Below are 19665 nucleotides of genomic sequence, written 5' to 3'. Positions count from 1 at the left end.
CTGCCGATTAAAAAATGGCAGGGATTTTTTATGTCAAATTTTTTCCTACTCTATCTCCAGATACTTTTTAATTCGTACACAAAAAGATTCAGCAGTTTAGCGGTACCGCCATTTGCAGAAATTGATAGCGTATTCTCATCAGCAGAAAGATTAATGTTAACAGGCATAAACGTTAATCCACTGTTGGCAAAAATTTCAAACCCAACTTTATCAACAAAAATGATCACATCAACTTTTCCATTTGTTAATGGAGCAGGTGCTTTCACACCATCTACTTCTAACTGCTGAGCAGTTGTATTGTATTTAATAGCGACACCACGTACGTTTAAGATTATTTCTTTTGCTGTTCCCGGTTCTAACGTAAAACGTATTTCAGCCAATTCAACTTTCAAACTGTTTAACGGGTTAACAGCATTCGGCTTTATCGTCAACTGTTTTTGCTGATATGTTTTTGTTCGCAGACTTTCCAACTCTTTCGCCGGCTTTCGTGATAGCCTGATACCTTCCGGGGTTTTTATAAGCGTATGCTCCATTGGTATGCTCATCGATTGATTGAAAGACATCTTACCATTGTTGGTGTTTGTACGCCACCAACCAATTTCGATACGACGGCCATCCGGCACATCGCTGAATGTTTGTGAAGCATAAAAATCTCTTCCATACTGTCCTTGTAAACGTTCCTGCGTTGGTACAAATGTTTTCCCATCAAATGTTCCGATTGCATATTGACTGTTAGCACCTGTGAGTACCCATTTCTTTTCGTTCGTTCCTTCAACTGTCAATTCATAAAACTCGGGGCATTCAAATAAATAACGATCATCTCCTTTGCCTCCGTTAAATGATGAAGTAGGTGTCCAGTTGATCAGATCAGGCGATGTAAGAAATTGCATGCTATGCTGTTCATCATTTCCTCTTTCCACCCAAAATACCATCACCCATTTTTTTGTTGGTTCATGCCAGATAACTTTCGGATCTCTGTTGTCTTTATTAATTCTTGGAACAACAGCTTTCTCATCCATCTTCTTGAATGTTCTGCCATCATTCGTCCAACTCAGGTATTGTCCCCATGCTTTTGCACCCGTATGAAACATCAGCATTGGCATGTTTCCGTTCGCAGCAAGTCCACTTGTGTTGTTACTATCCACTACTGCTCCCCCACTGTAAACCGGGCCAAACTGATCGGGATGAAGTGCTTCACCTAATTCTTTCCAATGCACAAGGTCTTTACTTACTGCATGCCCCCATGTCATATTCCCCCACTCGCAGCCATAAGGATTGTGCTGAAAGAAAAGATGATATTCTCCTTTGAAAAAAACCATTCCATTCGGATCATTCGTCCAGCCACGCTTTGGTGAAAAATGAAACTGTGCTCTTAACGATTCGTTGTATTCATTGGCGTTTGTATCAAGATCGCTCTGCTGAACAGGATCAAATACTTTTGAAGTTGTATTCACTTTATCTACTCTCAGCTCAATCGATTTCCCCTTCCATTCATCAATTTGCATATAGGCATACCAGTCTGCTTTGCCTTCTGCCAACTCCATATCCCAAAAACGTTTTTGCACGCCATCAACCCACAATTCAAAATTGCGTTTAGCTGTACCGTTCTTTACAGGCAATACCAAAAACTTTTTTTCAGCAGTAAAATACACACTGATGTTTTTGTATGTTTTATTTTCCTGTGCCACCAATAAAGATGTAAACATTATCAGGCAGAAAAAAGTGGCAGCGCTTTTTTTCAAGTGTTGTTTTCTTGCAAGCATGATCATTCGTTCTAATTTTTATACCTCCGGAGCAGCAAACATTCAGCCGAGTCGTTTCTTCGTACAATGTAATCATTCTATCTTTTTGCTTTTAGAAAAACCCTGCTTTTCGATTTGTTTGATACAAATTGCATGAAGATTGATATTGAAAGAGCAAGATTTTCCTGCAATTACTGCTTTCTTTGGTAAAACGATTGTGTACATGTCTGTAAATTCTACCGGCCTTTTCCGCATTACGGGTAAGCATGTTTTGAAACTTTGTTTACTTGTTCTCCTAACTACGATCAATGTTGATGTTACTGCACAAAAACCTGAAATGTATTTTGCAGATACCACAACTATTGGCGTGCCTTATGCAAAAGATCCCAAAGTTGTTTTCCATCAAAATCGTTACCTCATGTACTATTCTGTACCGGGTGTACGTTTTCAGAATTGGAGTATTGGTATCGCAGCAAGCACTGATCTGACACACTGGAAAAAAGTAGGCGAACTGAAACCTGCTGCAGATTATGAAAAGAATGGTTTGTGTGCTGCCGGTGCAATTATTAAAGATGGCAAAGTGCATCTGTTTTATCAAACCTATGGCAATGGAAAGAAAGATGCCATTTGTCATGCAGTATCGGATGATGGATTAGCATTCACCCGCAATACAACCAACCCCATCTTCAGTCCGAAAGGTGATTGGACCTGCGGCAGAGCCATTGATGCAGAAGTGGTACAATTCAACAACAAATATTTTCTCTATTTCGCTACACGTGATACTTCCTACAAAATTCAAATGCAGGGTGTAGCGTCAACACCATTGAATACTTCATTCAATCAAAATGAATGGACGCAATTAACCGACTATTCCATTTTAAAACCGGAACTACCATGGGAAAAGAATTGTATTGAAGCAGCAGCCTGTATAAAACGTGGAAAGTATCTCTATATGTTTTACGCAGGTGGTTACAACAACGAGCCACAGCAAATTGGTTTGGCAAGAAGTACAGATGGTGTTAAGTGGACAAGAGTTTTTACTGAACCCTTTTTGAAAAATGGCGAAAAAGGAAGCTGGAACGAAAGCGAATCGGGGCACCCGGATATTTTTACGGATACTAACGGAAGAACCTATTTATTTTACCAGGGAAATAACGATAAAGGAAGAACTTGGTTTATTTCGAAACGTGAAGTAGTTTGGAAGAAAGATAAACCTGTGTTGCTATAAAGAATTCTGCTATGATTCTATTCCTGTCAATCACTCAACAATTTTTTTATGCTCATTAACGAATTGCCTGCATTAGATACTGAAATAAACATCAGTGAAGAACAGATCGCCGATTTCCAAAGAAAAGGCCACACACTCACTCCTTCAATTGTAAGTAAAGATGAAATAGCTGTTTACCGCAACAGCATTAACAAAGCAGCTTACCAATACAATACAGAAAAACGTGCGTTGCAGGATAGAGATACGTATGGCAAAGCTTTTTTGCAGATCATGAATTTGTGGATGGTTGATGAAGAAGTAAAACAGTTTACACTTGCAAAACGTTTTGCAAAAATTGCTGCCGACTTGTTAGGTGTTGAGCATGTGCGTATTTACCACGACCAGGCTTTGTATAAAGAACCAGGCGGAGGTTATACTCCCTGGCACCAGGATCAATATTACTGGCCATTGGATACAACGCAAACAATTACCATGTGGATGCCGTTGATTGATATTAACGAAGAGATGGGTATGCTTACGTTTGCATCTGGTTCGCATAAAGCAGGTTTCGTTGAAAACATTGCGATCTCCGATCAATCAGAAAAAATACTTGAACAATACATCCACGATAAACAGTTTGCCATTGAACGGGCAACAGCAATGCAGGCAGGCGATGCTACCTGGCATTATGGATGGACTTTGCACTCAGCTCCCGGTAATACATCTACTAACACGAGAGAGGTAATGACCATTATTTATTTTGCTGATGGTGCTAAAATTATTCCTCCACAAAATGAACACCAGGAAGCCGACAGACAAAAATGGCTTTGTGGTTTAGAACCGAGAAGCCTCGCTGCATCTGAATTAAACCCGTTGATTTAATTAACTGTTAACACGAGCACATAGCTGTATTACTAATTTCAATTTAACAGCGTTAAAAAGAATGATGGTAAAGCAACAACTTTTCTTTATGAGAAAACAAATTCATATTCTTCTTTTAGCTTTATCTGTTTTATCAAGTGTAAACAGTCTTGCACAAAAAACCGATTCTGTTTTTCACAAAGCACCTGCTCCGCTTTTTCGTGATCCTATTTACGATGGTGCTGCCGATCCTGTTTTGGTTTGGAATAAGATTGAAAAAAACTGGTGGATGTTTTATTCTGCAAGAAGAGCAAATATGCCAACACAGGATGTTGCCGCTTATTATGGTACACGCATTGGTGTAGCTTCCTCTTCCAATCATGGGCAAACATGGTTGTTCAGAGGTTATCTTGATCTCGAGTTTGAAAAAGGAATGAATACATTCTGGGCTCCTGATATTATTTATCACAATAACGAGTACCACATGTTTGTGGTGTATATAAAAGGAGTACGCAATCATTGGGGCGGCCCTTCACAAATTGTACATTTTACCAGCAAAGATCTTTGGGATTGGAAATACGATCAGCCATTAAAACTTTCATCGGATAAAGTAATTGATGCAACGATCTATAAAAAACCGGATGGACGTTTCCGCATTTGGTATAAAGATGAAACAAGAGGTTCTGTTACGATGATGTCTGAATCGAGCGACTTAAAAAATTGGGAAACAGCACGAGAGCCAGCTATTGGTGGCAAAGCACATGAAGGACCAAAAGTTTTTCGCTATAAAGATTATTACTGGATGTTAACGGATGAGTGGCAGGGCATGCGTTTGTACCGTTCAACCGATCTGGAACATTGGGACAAACAAGGACTTCTTTTAGACAAGCCAAGTAAACGTGAAGATGATACACCAAGTGGTGCGCATGGTGATGTGGTTGTTGTGGGTGATAAAGCTTACATCTTTTACTTCACACATCCCGGCAGAAAAATTCATGGCGAAACAAAACCAGATCCTGATGGACAATGGTTTCATACCAACCATCGCACAAGCATACAGGTAGCCCCTTTAAAATTTGTAAATGGTACATTGGAAGCAACCCGTGATGAACCTTTTGATTTTCATTTACCCGATATGGATTGATAAACTGAACTATTACAGCATTAAAAAACAAAGGAGTTGCAGTACTGCAACTCCTTTTCATTAAACCTTATCATCATCAACCTATTTTAACCGATGTCATCGTTAACGATCCGCCAACGGCTTTATCATTAAAGAATGAAACATCTTCTTTACTGTTTTGTAAACCCAACGTATATAACAAAGGCAGGTAATGTTCAGGTGTTGGAATAGAAAGTTGTGCTTCTCTTCCCAGCAAAGAATAGTGAATGAGTTTATCGTGTGTTTTATTTGCGATCAGCTCTTTAAATGTATTATTCATCTGCAATGCCCAATCGTAACCATATTCCGGTGCATCCAATTTATCCCATGCCACCATTCGTAAATTATGAACCATGTTACCACTGCCAATGATCAACACGCCTTTCTTACGTAAACTGTACAACTCCTTTGCAAGATCATAATGGTATTGCGGCCCTTTTGTATAATCAATACTCAACTGCAAAACCGGAATGTTTGCTTTTGGATACATATGACGGATGATGGTCCATGCACCATGATCCAATCCCCAGTCGTGACTCAATCCAACATCTGCCGAATGGATCAACGACTTTGTTTCTTTTGCTAAATCAGGAGCGCCGGGCGCCGGATACTGAACATCAAACAACGCTTGTGGAAAACCGCCAAAGTCGTGAATGGTTTCAGGAAAATCCATTGCAGTAATATGCGTGCCTTTCGTAAACCAATGTGCCGATACCACCAACACCGCTTTGGGTGTTGGAATTTCAGTAGCCATCTTCGCCCATCTTCTGCTAAACTCATTGTTTTCAATTCCATTCATGGGCGAACCATGTCCAATGAACAGTACCGGCATCAATTGGTCTTCTTCCGTAAGATCATCTGTAAAGCGATTGAACGCTGCCAAGCCTGTCATACCTGCTGCTCCTGTTAAAATAGTTGTTATAAAATGTTTTCGTTGCATGGAACGATTGCTTACGTTGCTTTTTACGATTGCCTTACCTGTTTGTCCAAACCATTCCTGCCTGTTGCTTACGTTGTAAAAGATAATCGACAGAATATTTACCGCTGCCTGTAATAAAAAGTATTACATACAAAATGAGATAATGAATACCCGGTTCCTGTTTTGCAAACGGATCGGCCGAATGGATCAATAACACTGCCACCAGCATTGTAACGATCAATGGAATAACTGCAAGGCGTGTACCCAATCCTAACAGAATAAAAAACGAACAGATCACTTCTGCAAATACGGTGAGCATCAACGATACATCCGAACGCATACCAAACACTTCAGGAAACTGTATCGGGCTGCCCGAAAACAAATAAGCCAGTTTAGGTAATCCATGTGATAACATTAATGCTGCTGCTGTAATACGTACAAACAATGCTGCAATGTTTACTGCGTTTCCGCCGGCCTCAATACTTAATAACTTCTTCATACACTTAGTTCTTTAAATTAATTATTGTGCAAATTCGCCATCTGCTTTAATTACTACTTCATCGCTGAGCATTGGAGCAGGAAAACCACTACCCAATGCAAAGTCAGAACGCTTAATAACTCCAGATAACTGGAAACCTGCAGTTTGTTTTTTGCTCATTGGATTTTCAACAACACCTCTGTACACTAAGTCTAACACAACCGGTTTGCTGATGCCTTTTAATGTAAGGTTACCGCTGAGTTTGTATTTGTTCTTACCAACGTTTTTAATGCCGGTGCTCTTGAAAGTAAGTTCAGGATATTTTGTTGCGTCAAAAAAATCAGGGCTCTTTAAATGGTTGTCACGCATTTCAATTCTAGTATCGATCGATGCAACTTTTGCAGACAGCGTAAACTCTGCATCGCTGAAATCGGGCTTTGCTGATTTTACTTCCACATCAAAATCGTTGAAGGTTCCTGATACATCTGAAACACCTAAGTGTGTTACGGTGAATGCAAGCTGTGAGTGTGCTTTATCATTTTTCCATACTGCAACGGTTGTAAATGCAGTTGCTAAAAAAAATACCGAGAGAATAATTGCTACCTTTTTCATGTTTGTTGTTTGTTTATGTTTATTTGATTTTTGATTTAAGTCTTGAATATTGTGTTTTGGGTTTTCGTTTCTATTGATGCAGAATTTTCCAACCAGCCAGCCAGTTATATTTGTATTTCATGGTAAGTTGTATCAGCAACAACTGCATTGCTTCCAATGTGCGGCTTACAGAAAGTTTACCTGCAATAATGGGATTGAAGCCAGTTGTTTTTACAAGCTCAGCTGTTGTTTCCAAAGCAGATTCATTGTTGCCTGCTATAAATGCATCGGCCTGTTTACCATCGATCACTGTTTGTGCAAAATTTGCAGCGTAGGTTGTATTAAACGCTTTCACCACTTTCGAATGCGGTAATAATGCCTGCAGTTCTTCTGCAGCACTTGTTTCGGGATTGGTTACGAGCGCATCGTATGTTGCATTAAGCGGATTGGCAATACTGATCACAATTTTCTGACTTGCAACTTCACGTATCTTCTCTGCTACATCGGTTTGTGCTTCGTAAGGTGTGGCGAGTATAATAATATCTGCTTCCCAACTTCCATGCATCGCACAGGTCATTCCTTCAATATCTGCTAAAGGATATTCGTTCGTAATTACTGTTTTTAACGCCTCTAACTTTTCTTCTTCTTTGCTGATGAGCAGTAAACGATCGTTGCCTTTTGCAAGCGCCTTTGCAATTGCAGAGCCCATGTTACCGGAAGCTCCTAAAATTGCGATGGTTCTTTTTGTTTGCATATCAATCAATTTGATAATGCAAAACTACCATCTGTCCAGGCCCTGCTCCAATGACATGTGATAAGAAAAGGTATTGACATATGATAAGAGAAATCTTGACATATGTCAAGAAGAAATTAACGGGAAGCCATTTGCTTGCGTATGCGGCTGAGTGTTTCGGGAGTAATACCTAAGTACGATGCAATTAAATGTTGCGGCACACGGTTTACAATAGTAGCATATTGTTCAACCAGGTGAGAATATTTTTCTTCGGCTGTTAAACCAAGAGTGCCTTCAATTCTTTGCTGTAAGGCAACATATGCATTCTGGTATAAAATGCGGATATAAGTTTCGTACTGGCGTACGTTTTTTAACAGGTAATCGTGTTGTTCATGATCGAGCAGTAACAATTCACAATCTTCCAGCGCTTCAATGTTCAGTTTCGATTCTTCTCTTGTAAAAAAACTATACAGATCAGATATCCAGAAGCCTTCAAAAGCAAACTGCATTACACGTTGCCCGCCTTTTGCATCGGTAGTATAAGAATATAAGGCTCCTTTTTCAATAAAGGCCATACGGTTGCATACATCACCTTCCTGTAACAGAAATTGTTTGCGTCTTAGCCGCTTTGGAGTGAAATGCGTTTTACACAAATGCAGTTCCTCTTCGGTAGAAGGTACTTTATCCTGTATACTCTTAATAAGAAGTTCGAACATAAACAGCCTGTTGAGCCTTCAAATGTACAGCTTTGTTCATTGCTGATTAATGCAGATAAAAGAATGCCGGCATTCGATATCATTTATCGCACACTGTACAGCATAAGAAGATTGCACAGCAATTTTACTCATGATCACGCCCAACAATTTTCCCGTTGCGCCAGTTTGTATTTAATTCTTCAAACTCTTTCAGTTCTTCTGCAGTAAATTCTTTGTTACTGAGTTTTTTCAGATCGGGCTGCCCTGCATTGATCCATGCGGTGTACCAAAAACTGGCAACAGCAAAAATGCTTTGCCGCATACGGCGTTCTACCATGCCGTTTAGTTTTGTATTATAGGCAGTCGTAAACGAAGTAGAGTATGTGCGTATGGTAATACCGTTCCTGTTTTCAAATGAATACTTCTGATCGGCAGGAGTAGTTTGCGTTAACTCTTTTTCTAAACGCAACACAGTATCGGCCGCTGCAGCACTTTCCAATACTCTTGCCCACATAAATTGTCCCGGGTTTTTAATATGCTGTGCTTTGTCCATCCAGAAATCAAATTCCTTATCCGCTAACAATTCCGGTACACGACTTTCCCAAAACCCATGAATGCCATTTTGATTCGTGAACTGCCCATTGTGATTATGCGAAGCATGCAACGGCACATGCGCATCGGCAATGTAATGACCGATTTCTGCACTTAACTTTAAAATTTTTACCTGGTTCTTTTCTTTAAACGCATTGGTTAAACGTCCCAGCATTGTTTGCACCCACCAGGGAACAATACCATAAGCATTCACTGTATCAGCAGAAAATTTGGCAACAGCACTGTCGTAATTATGTGGCAGATCTTTGTACGGATATTCGCCGTAATGATCAATATCTATATAATGTCGTGGACCTTCTTCCGGTATTGCATAGCGTCGTTTATCCGGATCAACAGAATGTTCGGTTAAAAAATCGATATGCGTTTTATAAAACCCGATCATTTCGGGTGGCAACAGAAATACAGCGAGATAGTTGATTTTACGGTGCCCGAAAAAGCCCCAGCAAAAACATTGCTGCGAAATACATAAGAGAACAACTACAATCAACGCTTTCTTCATGCGGGTTATTTCTTAACAGCTTCGTCTTCCTTAATTATTTCCTCTTCAATTTCCTCATCCATTTTTGTAACACCACCGCTGATGGCAAACTTCATAGCTTCTGTTCCTGTTAAATGGCCTTCAAGCGATTTAATTCTGCTAGCTGGTATAAGGTATACATTACCTGCAATGGAATAACTCATGGGTACATATACCGCCACATAATCTTTAAGTCCAAATTCATCAGCTTCATCACGGGTTAAAAAACCAACACGCCAAACATCGTTATCGTCGATGTTGGCCAGCACCGGCCGGTTAAATTTCTTCTTCTCTCCGGCAAAGGCTTCAAAAAAATCTTTTACCGTGGTATAAATAAACTTGATGCCGGGCACTTTCTCCAGCCAATGATCGAATAAATTAAAGATGCGGCTCTGGATAAAGAAGGTACTGAGGTAACCAACCAGGCATATTGCACCGATGATGAGCAGGAAACCCAAACCAAAATTGCGCACAATTACTTTTCCATCTTCATCCGTAAAAGTAAAAATAGGTATCAGTTCGTCTATGCTCGTAACAATCCAGTAAATGGCATAAGCTGTAACAACAACCGGGGCTAACACCAGTAAGCCTTGCAGAAAATATTGAAACAGTCGCTTGTAATTAAAGGATTTAAACATGTTCATTGATTTATCGGTATCAAAAATACAGCTTTCGGCTGCGGTGCGCCTTGGTTAATTTTTTGTGACCAATGGTAAAAAAATCCGATGGAAACTTTGGCAACTATAAAAGTTTCCATAGTTTTGCCCCCGATTTTCGGTATGGAAACAAAAGAAAGAATACAGAAAAAAGCGCATGAACTGTTTCTGCGGTACGGCATCCGTTCGGTTTCGATGGATGATATTGCTGCACAATTGGGCATGAGCAAGAAAACCATTTACCAGTTTTTTTCGGAGAAAGACGAATTGGTAACGGCAGTAATGGACGACGAGGTAAGCTATACCCAGCATAAATGCGAATCGTGTAAAATCAATGCCCGCAATGCTGTTGAAGAAATTTTTCTTACGCTGGAACGTATGTACGAACAGTTTGCCAACCTGAACCCTGTGGTGTTGTACGATGCAGAAAAATTTCATCCAAAAGCATTTGAAAAATTCAGAAAGATGAAAGAAGTGTTTTTGTACGAAGTTGTTGCACACAACATCCGCAGAGGCATTGAAGAAGAATTGTACAGAGAAGATATATCGGTAGAAATTATGAGCCGTTACAGGGTTGAAACGATGATGATACCTTTTGCAATGGCTGCTACAACTCCGGGCAAATTCAATTTGATTGATTTAACCCGGGAAACAATGGAACATTTTCTGTTTGGCCTTTCAACATTAAAAGGTCATAAACTGATTATGAAATACCGGGAAGATTATAAAAAGAAACAACAAAGCAAACCTTAACATTCAACTAACCCACTGCTTATGCATTCTCGCTGTTGAGAAGCCGGGCAAACGGTTAGATGGCTATCACTAACTAAAGACAAGCGATGAAGAAAAAAACAACAAGGAACAAGTGGCTCGTGTTTGCACTGCTGCTGCTTGGTTTTACAACTACACAAGCGCAAACAGAATACAGGCTCACCGTAAAAGATGCAGTTGATCTTGCTCTTAAGAATGTAGCAGATCTTAAGAACCTTCGCATCGATTCAGCAAAACAGGAAGCACAAAACAAAGAAATTGTTGGCTCGGCATTACCACAGGTAAGTGGCAGTGCGCAGGTAGCACATTATCTTACGTTACCCAAAGTGTTATTTCCCAGTGCAGGCCGCACAGATATTTACACTGTACTTAACCAGGAAGGTGTTAAAGACGGAAGCGGTAATACCATCGCTGCAAAGCAGGAGTTCAGCGTACAGGAATTCAGCTTTGTGCAACCATGGAACGTAACAGCAGGCGTAAGCTTAAACCAGCTGTTGTTTCAGCCCGATGTATTTGTGGGCTTGATTGCCCGCAAAACTTCTATTGCGTATGCAACAGAAAACATCAAGATACAGGAAGATAAAACACGTGAACAGGTACAGAAAGCTTACTACCAGGTATTGATTGCCGAACAGCAACTGGAAGTACTGCAGGTAAGTTTGCAGCGTTTTCAAAAATTACTCAGCGATCAGGAACAACTCTTTAAAAACGGTTTTATTGAAAAGCTGGATATTGATAAAACAACAGTAAGCTTTAATAATACCAAATCAACCGAAACACAGTTGAAGAATATGATCGAGCTTGGCTATGCTGCATTAAAATTCAGCATGGGTTTAAGCCAGGGCGATAAAATCGTGTTGACGGAAAAACTTTCTACCCAAACAGTAAAAGAAAACATTCTCGATGATGGGTCGTTCAACTACAACAACCGTGGCGAAGTTCGTTTACTGAATACTGTACAGAAGCTGCAGGAGCTTGATGTAAAACGTCATCGTCTGGGTTATTTACCAACGTTGGCTTTCTTCTACCAGTTTCAGCAACAGGGAATGCTCAACAAAAACTTTTCTGCTTTTACGGGGCAAAACTGGTTTTGGTTTAATTCCAATCTTGTTGGTTTAAACCTAAGCGTTCCCATTTTCGATGGTATGCAACGCAAGTACAAAATTCAACAGGCGAAGTACACGCTGGATAAAACAACCAATACACTCGATAATGTAAAGAAGGCCATCGATCTGGAAAAAACTTCGGCACAGATCAACCTGCGTAATGCCATTTTAAATATGGATGCACAGCAAAAAAATCTTGAATTGGCAGAGCGTGTGTACAACACCACTAAGAAAAAATATGAGCAGGGTGTTGGCAGCAGTTTTGAAGTTTTGCAGGCCGATACAGAATTGCAACGTGCACAAGGCAACTACTTCGATGCCTTGTACAATGCAGTGGTGGCACGCATCAACTACTTTAAAGCCATCGGACAATTAAACTAATCATCAACCATTACTATAAACAAAAGATTATGAAACGGATTTTTCAATACACAATTATTGCAGGGTTTGCAGTGCTGCTGGTTTCTTGCGGAGCTGGTGCAAAAGAAAAGAAAGGTTCTTTAGGAGAGAAAAAAGTACAGTTGGAAAGCCTGAAAAAAGAACAGACAGCACTTGCTACAAAGATCAAAACACTGGAAGAAGAAATTGCGAAACTTGATACAGCTGCCGGTGCAAATGATAAGGCAAAACTGATTGCGGTGTTGCCGGTAACAACAGAAGACTTTTCGCACTACATCGATCTGCAGGGAAGAATTGATGCAGATAATATTTCTTACATCGCTCCTCCTAACGGACAAGGTGGTGTTGTAACAGACATTTATATTAAAGAAGGACAGTTTGTAAAGAAAGGTCAGTTGGTGTTGAAGATGGATGATAAAATTCTCCGCCAGCAAATAAAAGTGTACGAAACACAATTAGGACTTGCAAAAGAATTATACAACCGTACCAAAAACCTGTGGGATCAGAATATTGGTACAGAAGTGCAACTGCTGCAGGCAAAAGCACAGGTTGAAGGTTTGGAACGCCAGATTGCAACAGCCAATGAACAGATTAAACTGTTTACTGTTTACTCACCTGTTGCCGGTATTGCTGATATTGTAAATATTAAAGTAGGTGAATTATTCATTGGTGCAAATGCAGCAGGTTTCCAGATCAGGATCGTAAACAACAGCACATTGAAAGCGGTGGTTGAAGTTCCTGAAAACTACATGAGCCGTGTACGTATAGGCAGCCCCGTTATTGTAGCGGTACCTGATATGAATCAAACGTACAACTCAACCGTGAAGCTTTCTTCGCAGATCATTAATCCAAACTCACGCACATTCACTATTGAAGCTGCAATACCAGGTGGTACTGTTCGTCCAAACTCAGTAGCTGCTGTACGTATTAAAGATTACAGTGCACCAGGCGCTGTGGTGATTCCTGTTAATCTTGTACAAACAGATGACAAAGGAAAGTATGTATATATCGTGGAGAAAGACAGCAAGGGTCGCAGCGTAGCAATTAAGCGGCCGGTAGTTGTGGGTGAAGCGTATGGTGATAAGATCGAGATCAAATCAGGCTTACAGCCAGGCATGCAATTGATCTCTGAAGGTTATCAATCAATTTACGACAAACAGGTTGTAACTATTGGACAATAAACATGACAACGGCCTTTAGCAAATTAGTTGCGACCATACTAATGGAACAGGGCTGTTGTATAACCAAATGCTGACTATATAATCTTATTATATGCAATCAAACATAATAGAAGGGCTTAGTAAAAAGTTCAAGGAGTTTAAACCAACGAGCTGGAGTGTTGATAACCGCACTGCTATTTATATCGTTACCATCCTTGTAACACTTTATGGCCTGTTTAAATTTAATACACTTCCAAAAGAACAATACCCGGATATTGTAGTACCTACTATTTCTGTTGTTACAGTTTATGTAGGTAACTCTCCGGCCGATATTGAGAACCTTGTAACACGCCCCATTGAAAAACAAATTAAAAGCATCAGTGGTGCACGTGTTATTAAAGTACAATCCACCTCACAACAGGATTACTCCATGATTGTGGTTGAGTTTGATACAGACGTAAAAACAGACCTCGCCAAACAAAAAGTAAAAGATGCGGTGGATAAGGCAAAGACCGATCTGCCACAGAACCTTACTTCGCAACCCGATGTGCAGGAGTTTGCATTCAGCGAAATGCCCATCATGTTTGTAAACATCAGTGGTGAGTATGATGGTGTACGTCTGAAACATTATGCCGATAAAATTCAGGACCGATTTGAAGAATTGAAAGAAATTACACGTGCTGATATTGTGGGTGCCCCTGAACGTGAAATACAGGTAAATGTTGATCCTTACCGCATGGCAGGTGCTAAAGTAACTTTTGGTGATATACAAAATGCCATTGCACGGGAAAACAGCGACATTACTGCCGGCCAGATCGAAAGCGGTGAAATGAAACGGACCATCCGTATTCGTGGACAGTTTAAAACAGTGTATGATCTCAACAACATCATTGTAAAGAACATCAGCGGTGCGCCGGTATATCTGAAAGATATTGCTACACTGAAAGACACGATGAAGGATCTGGAAAGTTTTGCACGCTTAGATGGCAAGAACGTTATTACGCTCAACATTGTAAAACGTAGTGGTGAAAACCTGATCAATACAGCCGATAAGATCAAAGCAACGGTTACACAAATGCAGGAAAATGATGAGTTACCCAAAGACCTGAAAGTAACCATCACCGGCGATCAGAGTAAACAAACAAAAACATCGTTCAACGAGTTGGTGAACACCATCATCATTGGTTTCATTCTCGTATTACTCATTCTCATGTTCTTCATGGGTGTAACAAATGCCTTCTTTGTGGCATTGAGTGTTCCGTTGAGCGTGTTTGTTGCCTTCCTCTTTTTACCGGTAGCTGATTTTATTATCGGCACAAGTGTTACACTCAACTTCATTGTATTATTTGCATTGCTTTTTGGCCTCGGTATTATTGTGGATGATGCCATCGTGGTTATTGAAAACACACACCGTATTTATCACAACGGACGTGTACCGATTGTAAGAAGTGCAAAAGAAGCAGCCGGTGAAGTATTTATTCCTGTATTAGCAGGTACAGCAACAACGCTGGCACCTTTCTTCCCGCTGCTGTTCTGGAAAGGCATCATTGGTAAGTTCATGATCTACTTACCTACAATGCTTATCCTTACACTTGCCGCATCATTGATCGTTGCCTTTATCATCAACCCTGTATTTGCTGTAAGCTTTATGAAGCCAGAAGGCAGACAGTATGATGATGAAAAGAAAGCCATCTTCCGCAAACCTTACTGGTGGGCATTCTGGGGTATTGGTATCCTCATGCATGTCATCGGAAATCATGGAACCGGTAACCTCCTGTTCTTTATGGCGCTCATTGGTGTACTCAATCGTTTTGTATTGCGTGATGCCATCTACTTCTTCCAGGAAAGAGTATTGCCCGGCCTCATGAACCGTTATGAAAAACTGTTACGCTGGGTATTAAAAGGTTATCGTCCGGTGTGGGCATTTGTATCGTTGTTTGTATTATTCCTCATCTCTGCTGTTGCATTGGTGATGAGTGTAGGATCCGGTCGTACAAAAACAACCTTCTTCCCCAGCGGCGATCCAAACTTTATTTATGTTTATTTAAAGATGCCTATTGGTACCGATGTAAAATATACCGATAGCATTACACGTTCGCTTGAGCAGAAGGTGTTTAAAATACTGGAGAAAGAAAAACCAGGCTCAGAAGGTTCTATTGTTGAAAGTATTATTGCCAACGTTGCAGTAAGTGCTAACAACCCGATGGATAATAACCGTAGTACGCAACCACATCTTGGTCGTATACAGATCTCATTTGTTGAGTTTGAAAAACGGCATGGCAAATCAACAGCTCCTTACCTGGCAGAAATAAGAAACAGTATTAAAAATATTCCTGGTGCTTCTATTAGTGTAGAGCAGGAACAAGGCGGCCCTCCAACTGAACCACCTGTAAACATTGAAGTAACAGGTGAAGATTTTGATGCCATTGCAAAAGTTGCCACCAACCTGTACAACTATCTTGATACGAACCGTGTGGAAGGAATTGAAAACCTGCAACTGGATGTTGATCTGCATAATCCGGAGATCACTGTCAGCATTGATCGTGAGCGTGCCTTAATTGAAGGTGTAAGCACCGGGCAGGTAGGTATGGAAATACGTACTGCATTGTTCGGTAGTGAAATAAGTAAACTGAAAGAAGGTGATGATGAATACAAAATTCAGCTTCGTTACAGTGATCTGCAGCGTAATAACATTACCGACCTGATGAACATGAAGATCACCTTCCGTGATTTTAATACAGGGCAGATCAAACAAGTGCCTATTGGGGCCATTGCAAAGTTTGATTATACCAGTACAAGTGGTGGTGTTAAACGTAAGAATTTTAAACGCACCATTCAGTTGCAGTCAAACATTGCAGATCCTACACAGGCTGTGCCTATTAATGCTGCGCTCAAAACAAAGATCGATGCATTTAAAACGTTTACACGTTTACCCGAAGGTGTAAGCATTCGTCAAAGCGGACAAAGCGAACAGGAAGCTGAAACATCGCAATTCCTTTTAACTGCTTTCATTCTTGCAATTGCATTGATCTTCCTCATTCTGGTACTGCAGTTTAACAGTATGAGTAAACCGTTCATCGTTACAACGGAGATCTTCTTCAGTATCATTGGTGTGTTGATCGGTTATGTAATCACCGGGCAAACAATTGCCACCATCATGTTCCTGGTAGGTATTGTAGGTCTTGCAGGTATTGTAATTAAGAATGGTATCCTGTTGATTGAATTTACCGATGAGTTGCGTGGTCGTGGTTATAAAACACGTGAAGCAGCCATTCAGGCAGGTAAGATCAGGATCATTCCGGTATTGCTTACGGCATTAGCCACCATGCTTGGTTTGTTACCACTGGCGGTTGGTTTCAATATCGATTTCGTATCGTTCTTCCAACACCTTAATCCAAAGATCTTCTTTGGTGGTGACAGCGTTGTGTTCTGGGGACCATTAAGCTGGACGATCATTTATGGTTTGATCTTCGCTTTCTTCTTAACACTGATGATGGTACCAAGTATGTACATCATTTCCGAACGTTTAAGAAGACCAATGGAGCAATTCTATGGAACAAAATACATTGCATTGTTTGGCTTCCTTGGTCCGTTCTTCTTCATCTTTGTAGGAATTATGTACCTCGTTAGAAGATTGCAGGGCAAACGGGTATGGCTTGGACAGCAACGCAAAACAGTTGCTTCGAAGATTTAATATCTCACCTTTTCAAATACCAAAACCTCTCCCTCAAACGGAGAGGTTTTTTATTTAGCAGCTTAACAAAATAATTCAGCCAGATATCATGACAGCAAACTAATTTCACATAAAAATTATCATCATGGCACAGGCACACGAAATTGATTATCGTATTGTAGGAGAAGAAATGCAATACGTAGAAATTGAACTTGATCCCAACGAAACAGCTGTTGCAGAAGCAGGCAGTTTTATGTTGATGGATGAAGGCATACAAATGCAAACCATTTTTGGAGATGGAAGCGCCAATGCTCCAACAGGTGTGTTGGGAAAACTCTTCAGTGCAGGTAAACGTTTGCTCACCGGCGAAAGTTTATTCATGACTGCTTACACCAACATTGCACATGGAAAAAAACGTGTAAGCTTTGCTTCACCTTATCCCGGTAAAATCATTCCGCTTGATCTGTTGCGTTTAGGTGGACCGGTTGTTTGTCAGAAAGATGCGTTCCTCTGCGCAGCAAAAGGTGTAAGTGTAGGTATTGCATTGCAAAGAAGATTAGGCACAGGTTTATTTGGCGGCGAAGGTTTTATTATGCAAAAACTGGAAGGTGATGGAATGGCGTTCGTACATGCAGGTGGCCATGTGTTTGAACGTGAACTGCAGCCCGGCGAATTGGTAAAGATCGATACCGGTTGTGTGGTAGCCTATACACATACAGTTGATTTCGATATTCAGTTTGTTGGCGGTATTAAGAATACCATCTTCGGTGGCGAGGGTTTGTTCTTTGCAACCTTGCGTGGGCCGGGTAAAGTGTGGATACAAACATTACCTGTTTCTCGTTTGGCAAGCCGCATCCTTTCTTACGGTACAACCAACCGTAAAGAAGAAGGAAGCTTATTAGGTGGTATTGGTAATTTATTGGATGGAGATGGATTTAGATAAAAGCTCAAAAGAGTTGTCTTCCCGACGAAGGAGGGAACTGCTCAACATTACTACCACAGTTCAACAGATTTCTCCTACGTCGAAATGACAAAGAACGAAAGCCGGAAAAATTTTTCCGGCTTTTTGTTTGGAAATCCGAAATCATTAATCGTATATTTGCGATATAAGTTTAAAGACGGGTCACTCGTCTTTTTCTTTCACTAGATTAATCGTAAAAAAACGATAAATAAAATGGCGGTTCATAAAAAAGAAGAGTTCAGTACCAAAGAGCAAAGCCTGGCGGCTTTTGCAAAAGCAATCAGTCATCCTGCACGTATTGCCATTTTGAGTGTGTTGGCCAAACGCAACCAATGTATTTGTGGAGAGATCGTTGAAGTGCTACCCCTGGCACAAAGTACCGTAAGCCAGCATTTGAAAGAATTAAAAAATGCCGGACTTATCGATGGTGAAACCGATGGACCACGCAGCTGTTACTGCATCAACTGGAAAGCATTCGAAAAATTTAATACCGATTTTAATTCGCTTTTTGAAAAACTGAAAGAAGCGAATGCGAAGTGCTGTTAATCATTAAACCTCATCATCAAAAAACAAACAACATGACAAACGATGTGCAACTGAAGGAAATTGTAAAGCAGAAGTACAGTGAAATTGCTTTGCAGGACAAGGAAACCAATCAATCATCCTGCTGCGGTGCAGGTGGCTGTTCAACCGAAGTATATAACATCATGAGTGATGATTATACCAACCTGAATGGTTATAACCCCGATGCCGATCTTGGCCTTGGTTGTGGTTTGCCTACACAGTTTGCAAAAATTAAACCCGGCGATACCGTGATCGACCTTGGCAGTGGTGCAGGTAACGATTGCTTTATTGCAAGAGCCGAAACCGGTGCAAACGGAAAAGTAATTGGAATTGATTTTACTCCTGCCATGATCGATAAAGCAAGAGCTAATGCAGAAAAGCTTGGCTTTAACAATGTGGAGTTTCGCCAGGGTGATATTGAACACATGCCTGTTACTTCCGGCGTTGCAGATGTAATTGTAAGCAACTGTGTATTGAACCTGGTGCCGAATAAAGATGGCGTGTTTAAAGAAATGTTTCGTGTGTTGAAAGCAAGCGGACACTTTAGTATATCAGATGTGGTGTTGGTGGGTGCATTACCTGATGCTTTAAGCAAGGATGCCGAAATGTATGCAGGCTGTGTGGCAGGTGCTATTCAGAAAGAAGTGTATCTGGAACTGATTGCACAAAACGGTTTTACCAACATCATTGTTCAAAAAGAAAAAGCAATTATAATCCCTGATGATATTTTAAGCAACTACTTAAATGCAGAACAACTGGCTTCCTTCAAAAGCGGAACAACCGGCATTTTCTCTGTGACGGTGTATGCACAAAAGCCTGCCTGTTGTGCTCCGGGCAGCGGTTGCTGTTAACTCTTTT

General features: G+C 40.5%; 18 protein-coding genes. 10 read left to right on the top strand and 8 right to left on the bottom strand.

The genetic code is table 11. The annotated features are described in order from the left end of the window. Positions 1-50: 50 nt before the first annotated feature. Positions 51-1706, bottom strand: a complete 1656-nt coding sequence (locus ESA94_RS11645) for a glycoside hydrolase family 32 protein (protein ID WP_164972720.1) — start codon at positions 1704-1706, stop codon at positions 51-53. Between the two features lie 259 nt (positions 1707-1965). Here ESA94_RS11645 and ESA94_RS11640 point away from each other — a divergent pair, with 259 nt between their 5' ends. From ESA94_RS11640 to ESA94_RS11630, 3 genes are all read left to right on the top strand, one after another. After that, on the top strand, positions 1966-2970 hold the full coding sequence (locus ESA94_RS11640; protein ID WP_205755968.1) for a family 43 glycosylhydrolase: 1005 nt from the start codon (positions 1966-1968) through the stop codon (positions 2968-2970). Positions 2971-3018: 48 nt separating this feature from the next. Beyond that, on the top strand, positions 3019-3831 hold the full coding sequence (locus ESA94_RS11635) for a phytanoyl-CoA dioxygenase family protein (protein WP_129131083.1): 813 nt from the start codon (positions 3019-3021) through the stop codon (positions 3829-3831). A gap of 88 nt (positions 3832-3919) precedes the next feature. Further along, positions 3920-4954: a family 43 glycosylhydrolase gene (locus ESA94_RS11630; protein WP_240671040.1), complete on the top strand. Its 1035-nt coding sequence runs from the start codon at positions 3920-3922 to the stop codon at positions 4952-4954. Positions 4955-5030: 76 nt separating this feature from the next. Here the strand turns inward: ESA94_RS11630 and ygiD are convergent, their stop codons facing one another. The 7 genes from ygiD to ESA94_RS11595 form a co-directional block, all read right to left on the bottom strand. Next, the gene (ygiD, locus tag ESA94_RS11625; protein WP_240671039.1) at positions 5031-5912 is read right to left on the bottom strand and encodes a 4,5-DOPA-extradiol-dioxygenase; all 882 of its coding nucleotides are present in this window, start codon (positions 5910-5912) and stop codon (positions 5031-5033) included. A 34-nt stretch (positions 5913-5946) separates the two neighbouring features. After that, positions 5947-6390 carry a DoxX family protein gene (locus ESA94_RS11620; protein ID WP_129131082.1) on the bottom strand — a complete coding sequence of 148 codons (444 nt, stop codon included), beginning with the start codon at positions 6388-6390 and terminating at the stop codon, positions 5947-5949. A 21-nt stretch (positions 6391-6411) separates the two neighbouring features. Next, positions 6412-6981 (bottom strand): YceI family protein, encoded by a 570-nt coding sequence (locus ESA94_RS11615; RefSeq protein ID WP_129131081.1) that lies wholly within the window; start codon positions 6979-6981, stop codon positions 6412-6414. Positions 6982-7051: 70 nt separating this feature from the next. Continuing rightward, positions 7052-7714 carry an NADPH-dependent F420 reductase gene (locus tag ESA94_RS11610; RefSeq protein WP_129131080.1) on the bottom strand — a complete coding sequence of 221 codons (663 nt, stop codon included), beginning with the start codon at positions 7712-7714 and terminating at the stop codon, positions 7052-7054. A gap of 116 nt (positions 7715-7830) precedes the next feature. Beyond that, entirely contained in the window at positions 7831-8409 is a 579-nt protein-coding gene (locus tag ESA94_RS11605; RefSeq protein ID WP_129131079.1) for a Crp/Fnr family transcriptional regulator, read from the bottom strand. Between the two features lie 124 nt (positions 8410-8533). Beyond that, positions 8534-9499, bottom strand: a complete 966-nt coding sequence (locus ESA94_RS11600) for a zinc dependent phospholipase C family protein (RefSeq protein WP_129131078.1) — start codon at positions 9497-9499, stop codon at positions 8534-8536. 5 nt (positions 9500-9504) lie between these two features. Next, entirely contained in the window at positions 9505-10155 is a 651-nt protein-coding gene (locus ESA94_RS11595; RefSeq protein WP_164972719.1) for a DUF502 domain-containing protein, read from the bottom strand. A 123-nt stretch (positions 10156-10278) separates the two neighbouring features. Between ESA94_RS11595 and ESA94_RS11590 the strand changes: the two genes are divergently transcribed. The 7 genes from ESA94_RS11590 to ESA94_RS11560 all read left to right on the top strand — a co-directional run bounded on the left by ESA94_RS11590 (position 10279) and on the right by ESA94_RS11560 (position 19658). Further along, on the top strand, positions 10279-10926 hold the full coding sequence (locus ESA94_RS11590) for a TetR/AcrR family transcriptional regulator (RefSeq protein ID WP_164972718.1): 648 nt from the start codon (positions 10279-10281) through the stop codon (positions 10924-10926). Between the two features lie 86 nt (positions 10927-11012). After that, positions 11013-12431 carry a TolC family protein gene (locus tag ESA94_RS11585; protein ID WP_129131075.1) on the top strand — a complete coding sequence of 473 codons (1419 nt, stop codon included), beginning with the start codon at positions 11013-11015 and terminating at the stop codon, positions 12429-12431. A gap of 29 nt (positions 12432-12460) precedes the next feature. Continuing rightward, on the top strand, positions 12461-13630 hold the full coding sequence (locus tag ESA94_RS11580) for an efflux RND transporter periplasmic adaptor subunit (RefSeq protein ID WP_129131074.1): 1170 nt from the start codon (positions 12461-12463) through the stop codon (positions 13628-13630). A gap of 91 nt (positions 13631-13721) precedes the next feature. Further along, complete coding sequence (locus ESA94_RS11575) at positions 13722-17303, top strand: efflux RND transporter permease subunit (protein ID WP_129131073.1); 3582 nt, start codon at positions 13722-13724, stop codon at positions 17301-17303. Positions 17304-17427: 124 nt separating this feature from the next. Further along, positions 17428-18225 carry a TIGR00266 family protein gene (locus ESA94_RS11570; protein WP_129131072.1) on the top strand — a complete coding sequence of 266 codons (798 nt, stop codon included), beginning with the start codon at positions 17428-17430 and terminating at the stop codon, positions 18223-18225. A 231-nt stretch (positions 18226-18456) separates the two neighbouring features. Next, positions 18457-18789 (top strand): ArsR/SmtB family transcription factor, encoded by a 333-nt coding sequence (locus ESA94_RS11565; protein WP_129131071.1) that lies wholly within the window; start codon positions 18457-18459, stop codon positions 18787-18789. Positions 18790-18821: 32 nt separating this feature from the next. Continuing rightward, on the top strand, positions 18822-19658 hold the full coding sequence (locus tag ESA94_RS11560; protein WP_129131070.1) for an arsenite methyltransferase: 837 nt from the start codon (positions 18822-18824) through the stop codon (positions 19656-19658). Positions 19659-19665 lie beyond the last annotated feature (7 nt).

It is taken from the genome of Lacibacter luteus (genome assembly GCF_004118265.1).
GTDB lineage: Bacteria > Bacteroidota > Bacteroidia > Chitinophagales > Chitinophagaceae > Lacibacter > Lacibacter luteus.
This window is presented reverse-complemented; position numbering and strand designations above follow the sequence as displayed.

What these genes read in the sequence shown, in the direction of transcription:
- ESA94_RS11600 (WP_129131078.1), bottom strand. Translation starts at nt 9,499, where the DNA reads ATGAAGAAAGCGTTGATTGTAGTTGTTCTCTTATGTATTTCGCAGCAA.
- ESA94_RS11620 (WP_129131082.1), bottom strand. Translation starts at nt 6,390, where the DNA reads ATGAAGAAGTTATTAAGTATTGAGGCCGGCGGAAACGCAGTAAACATT.
- ESA94_RS11570 (WP_129131072.1), top strand. Translation starts at nt 17,428, where the DNA reads ATGGCACAGGCACACGAAATTGATTATCGTATTGTAGGAGAAGAAATG.
- ESA94_RS11635 (WP_129131083.1), top strand. Translation starts at nt 3,019, where the DNA reads ATGCTCATTAACGAATTGCCTGCATTAGATACTGAAATAAACATCAGT.
- ESA94_RS11630 (WP_240671040.1), top strand. Translation starts at nt 3,920, where the DNA reads ATGAGAAAACAAATTCATATTCTTCTTTTAGCTTTATCTGTTTTATCA.
- ESA94_RS11605 (WP_129131079.1), bottom strand. Translation starts at nt 8,409, where the DNA reads ATGTTCGAACTTCTTATTAAGAGTATACAGGATAAAGTACCTTCTACC.
- ESA94_RS11565 (WP_129131071.1), top strand. Translation starts at nt 18,457, where the DNA reads ATGGCGGTTCATAAAAAAGAAGAGTTCAGTACCAAAGAGCAAAGCCTG.
- ESA94_RS11585 (WP_129131075.1), top strand. Translation starts at nt 11,013, where the DNA reads ATGAAGAAAAAAACAACAAGGAACAAGTGGCTCGTGTTTGCACTGCTG.
- ESA94_RS11610 (WP_129131080.1), bottom strand. Translation starts at nt 7,714, where the DNA reads ATGCAAACAAAAAGAACCATCGCAATTTTAGGAGCTTCCGGTAACATG.
- ESA94_RS11615 (WP_129131081.1), bottom strand. Translation starts at nt 6,981, where the DNA reads ATGAAAAAGGTAGCAATTATTCTCTCGGTATTTTTTTTAGCAACTGCA.
- ESA94_RS11595 (WP_164972719.1), bottom strand. Translation starts at nt 10,155, where the DNA reads ATGTTTAAATCCTTTAATTACAAGCGACTGTTTCAATATTTTCTGCAA.
- ESA94_RS11640 (WP_205755968.1), top strand. Translation starts at nt 1,966, where the DNA reads ATGTCTGTAAATTCTACCGGCCTTTTCCGCATTACGGGTAAGCATGTT.
- ESA94_RS11645 (WP_164972720.1), bottom strand. Translation starts at nt 1,706, where the DNA reads ATGTTTACATCTTTATTGGTGGCACAGGAAAATAAAACATACAAAAAC.
- ESA94_RS11575 (WP_129131073.1), top strand. Translation starts at nt 13,722, where the DNA reads ATGCAATCAAACATAATAGAAGGGCTTAGTAAAAAGTTCAAGGAGTTT.
- ESA94_RS11560 (WP_129131070.1), top strand. Translation starts at nt 18,822, where the DNA reads ATGACAAACGATGTGCAACTGAAGGAAATTGTAAAGCAGAAGTACAGT.
- ygiD (WP_240671039.1), bottom strand. Translation starts at nt 5,912, where the DNA reads ATGCAACGAAAACATTTTATAACAACTATTTTAACAGGAGCAGCAGGT.
- ESA94_RS11580 (WP_129131074.1), top strand. Translation starts at nt 12,461, where the DNA reads ATGAAACGGATTTTTCAATACACAATTATTGCAGGGTTTGCAGTGCTG.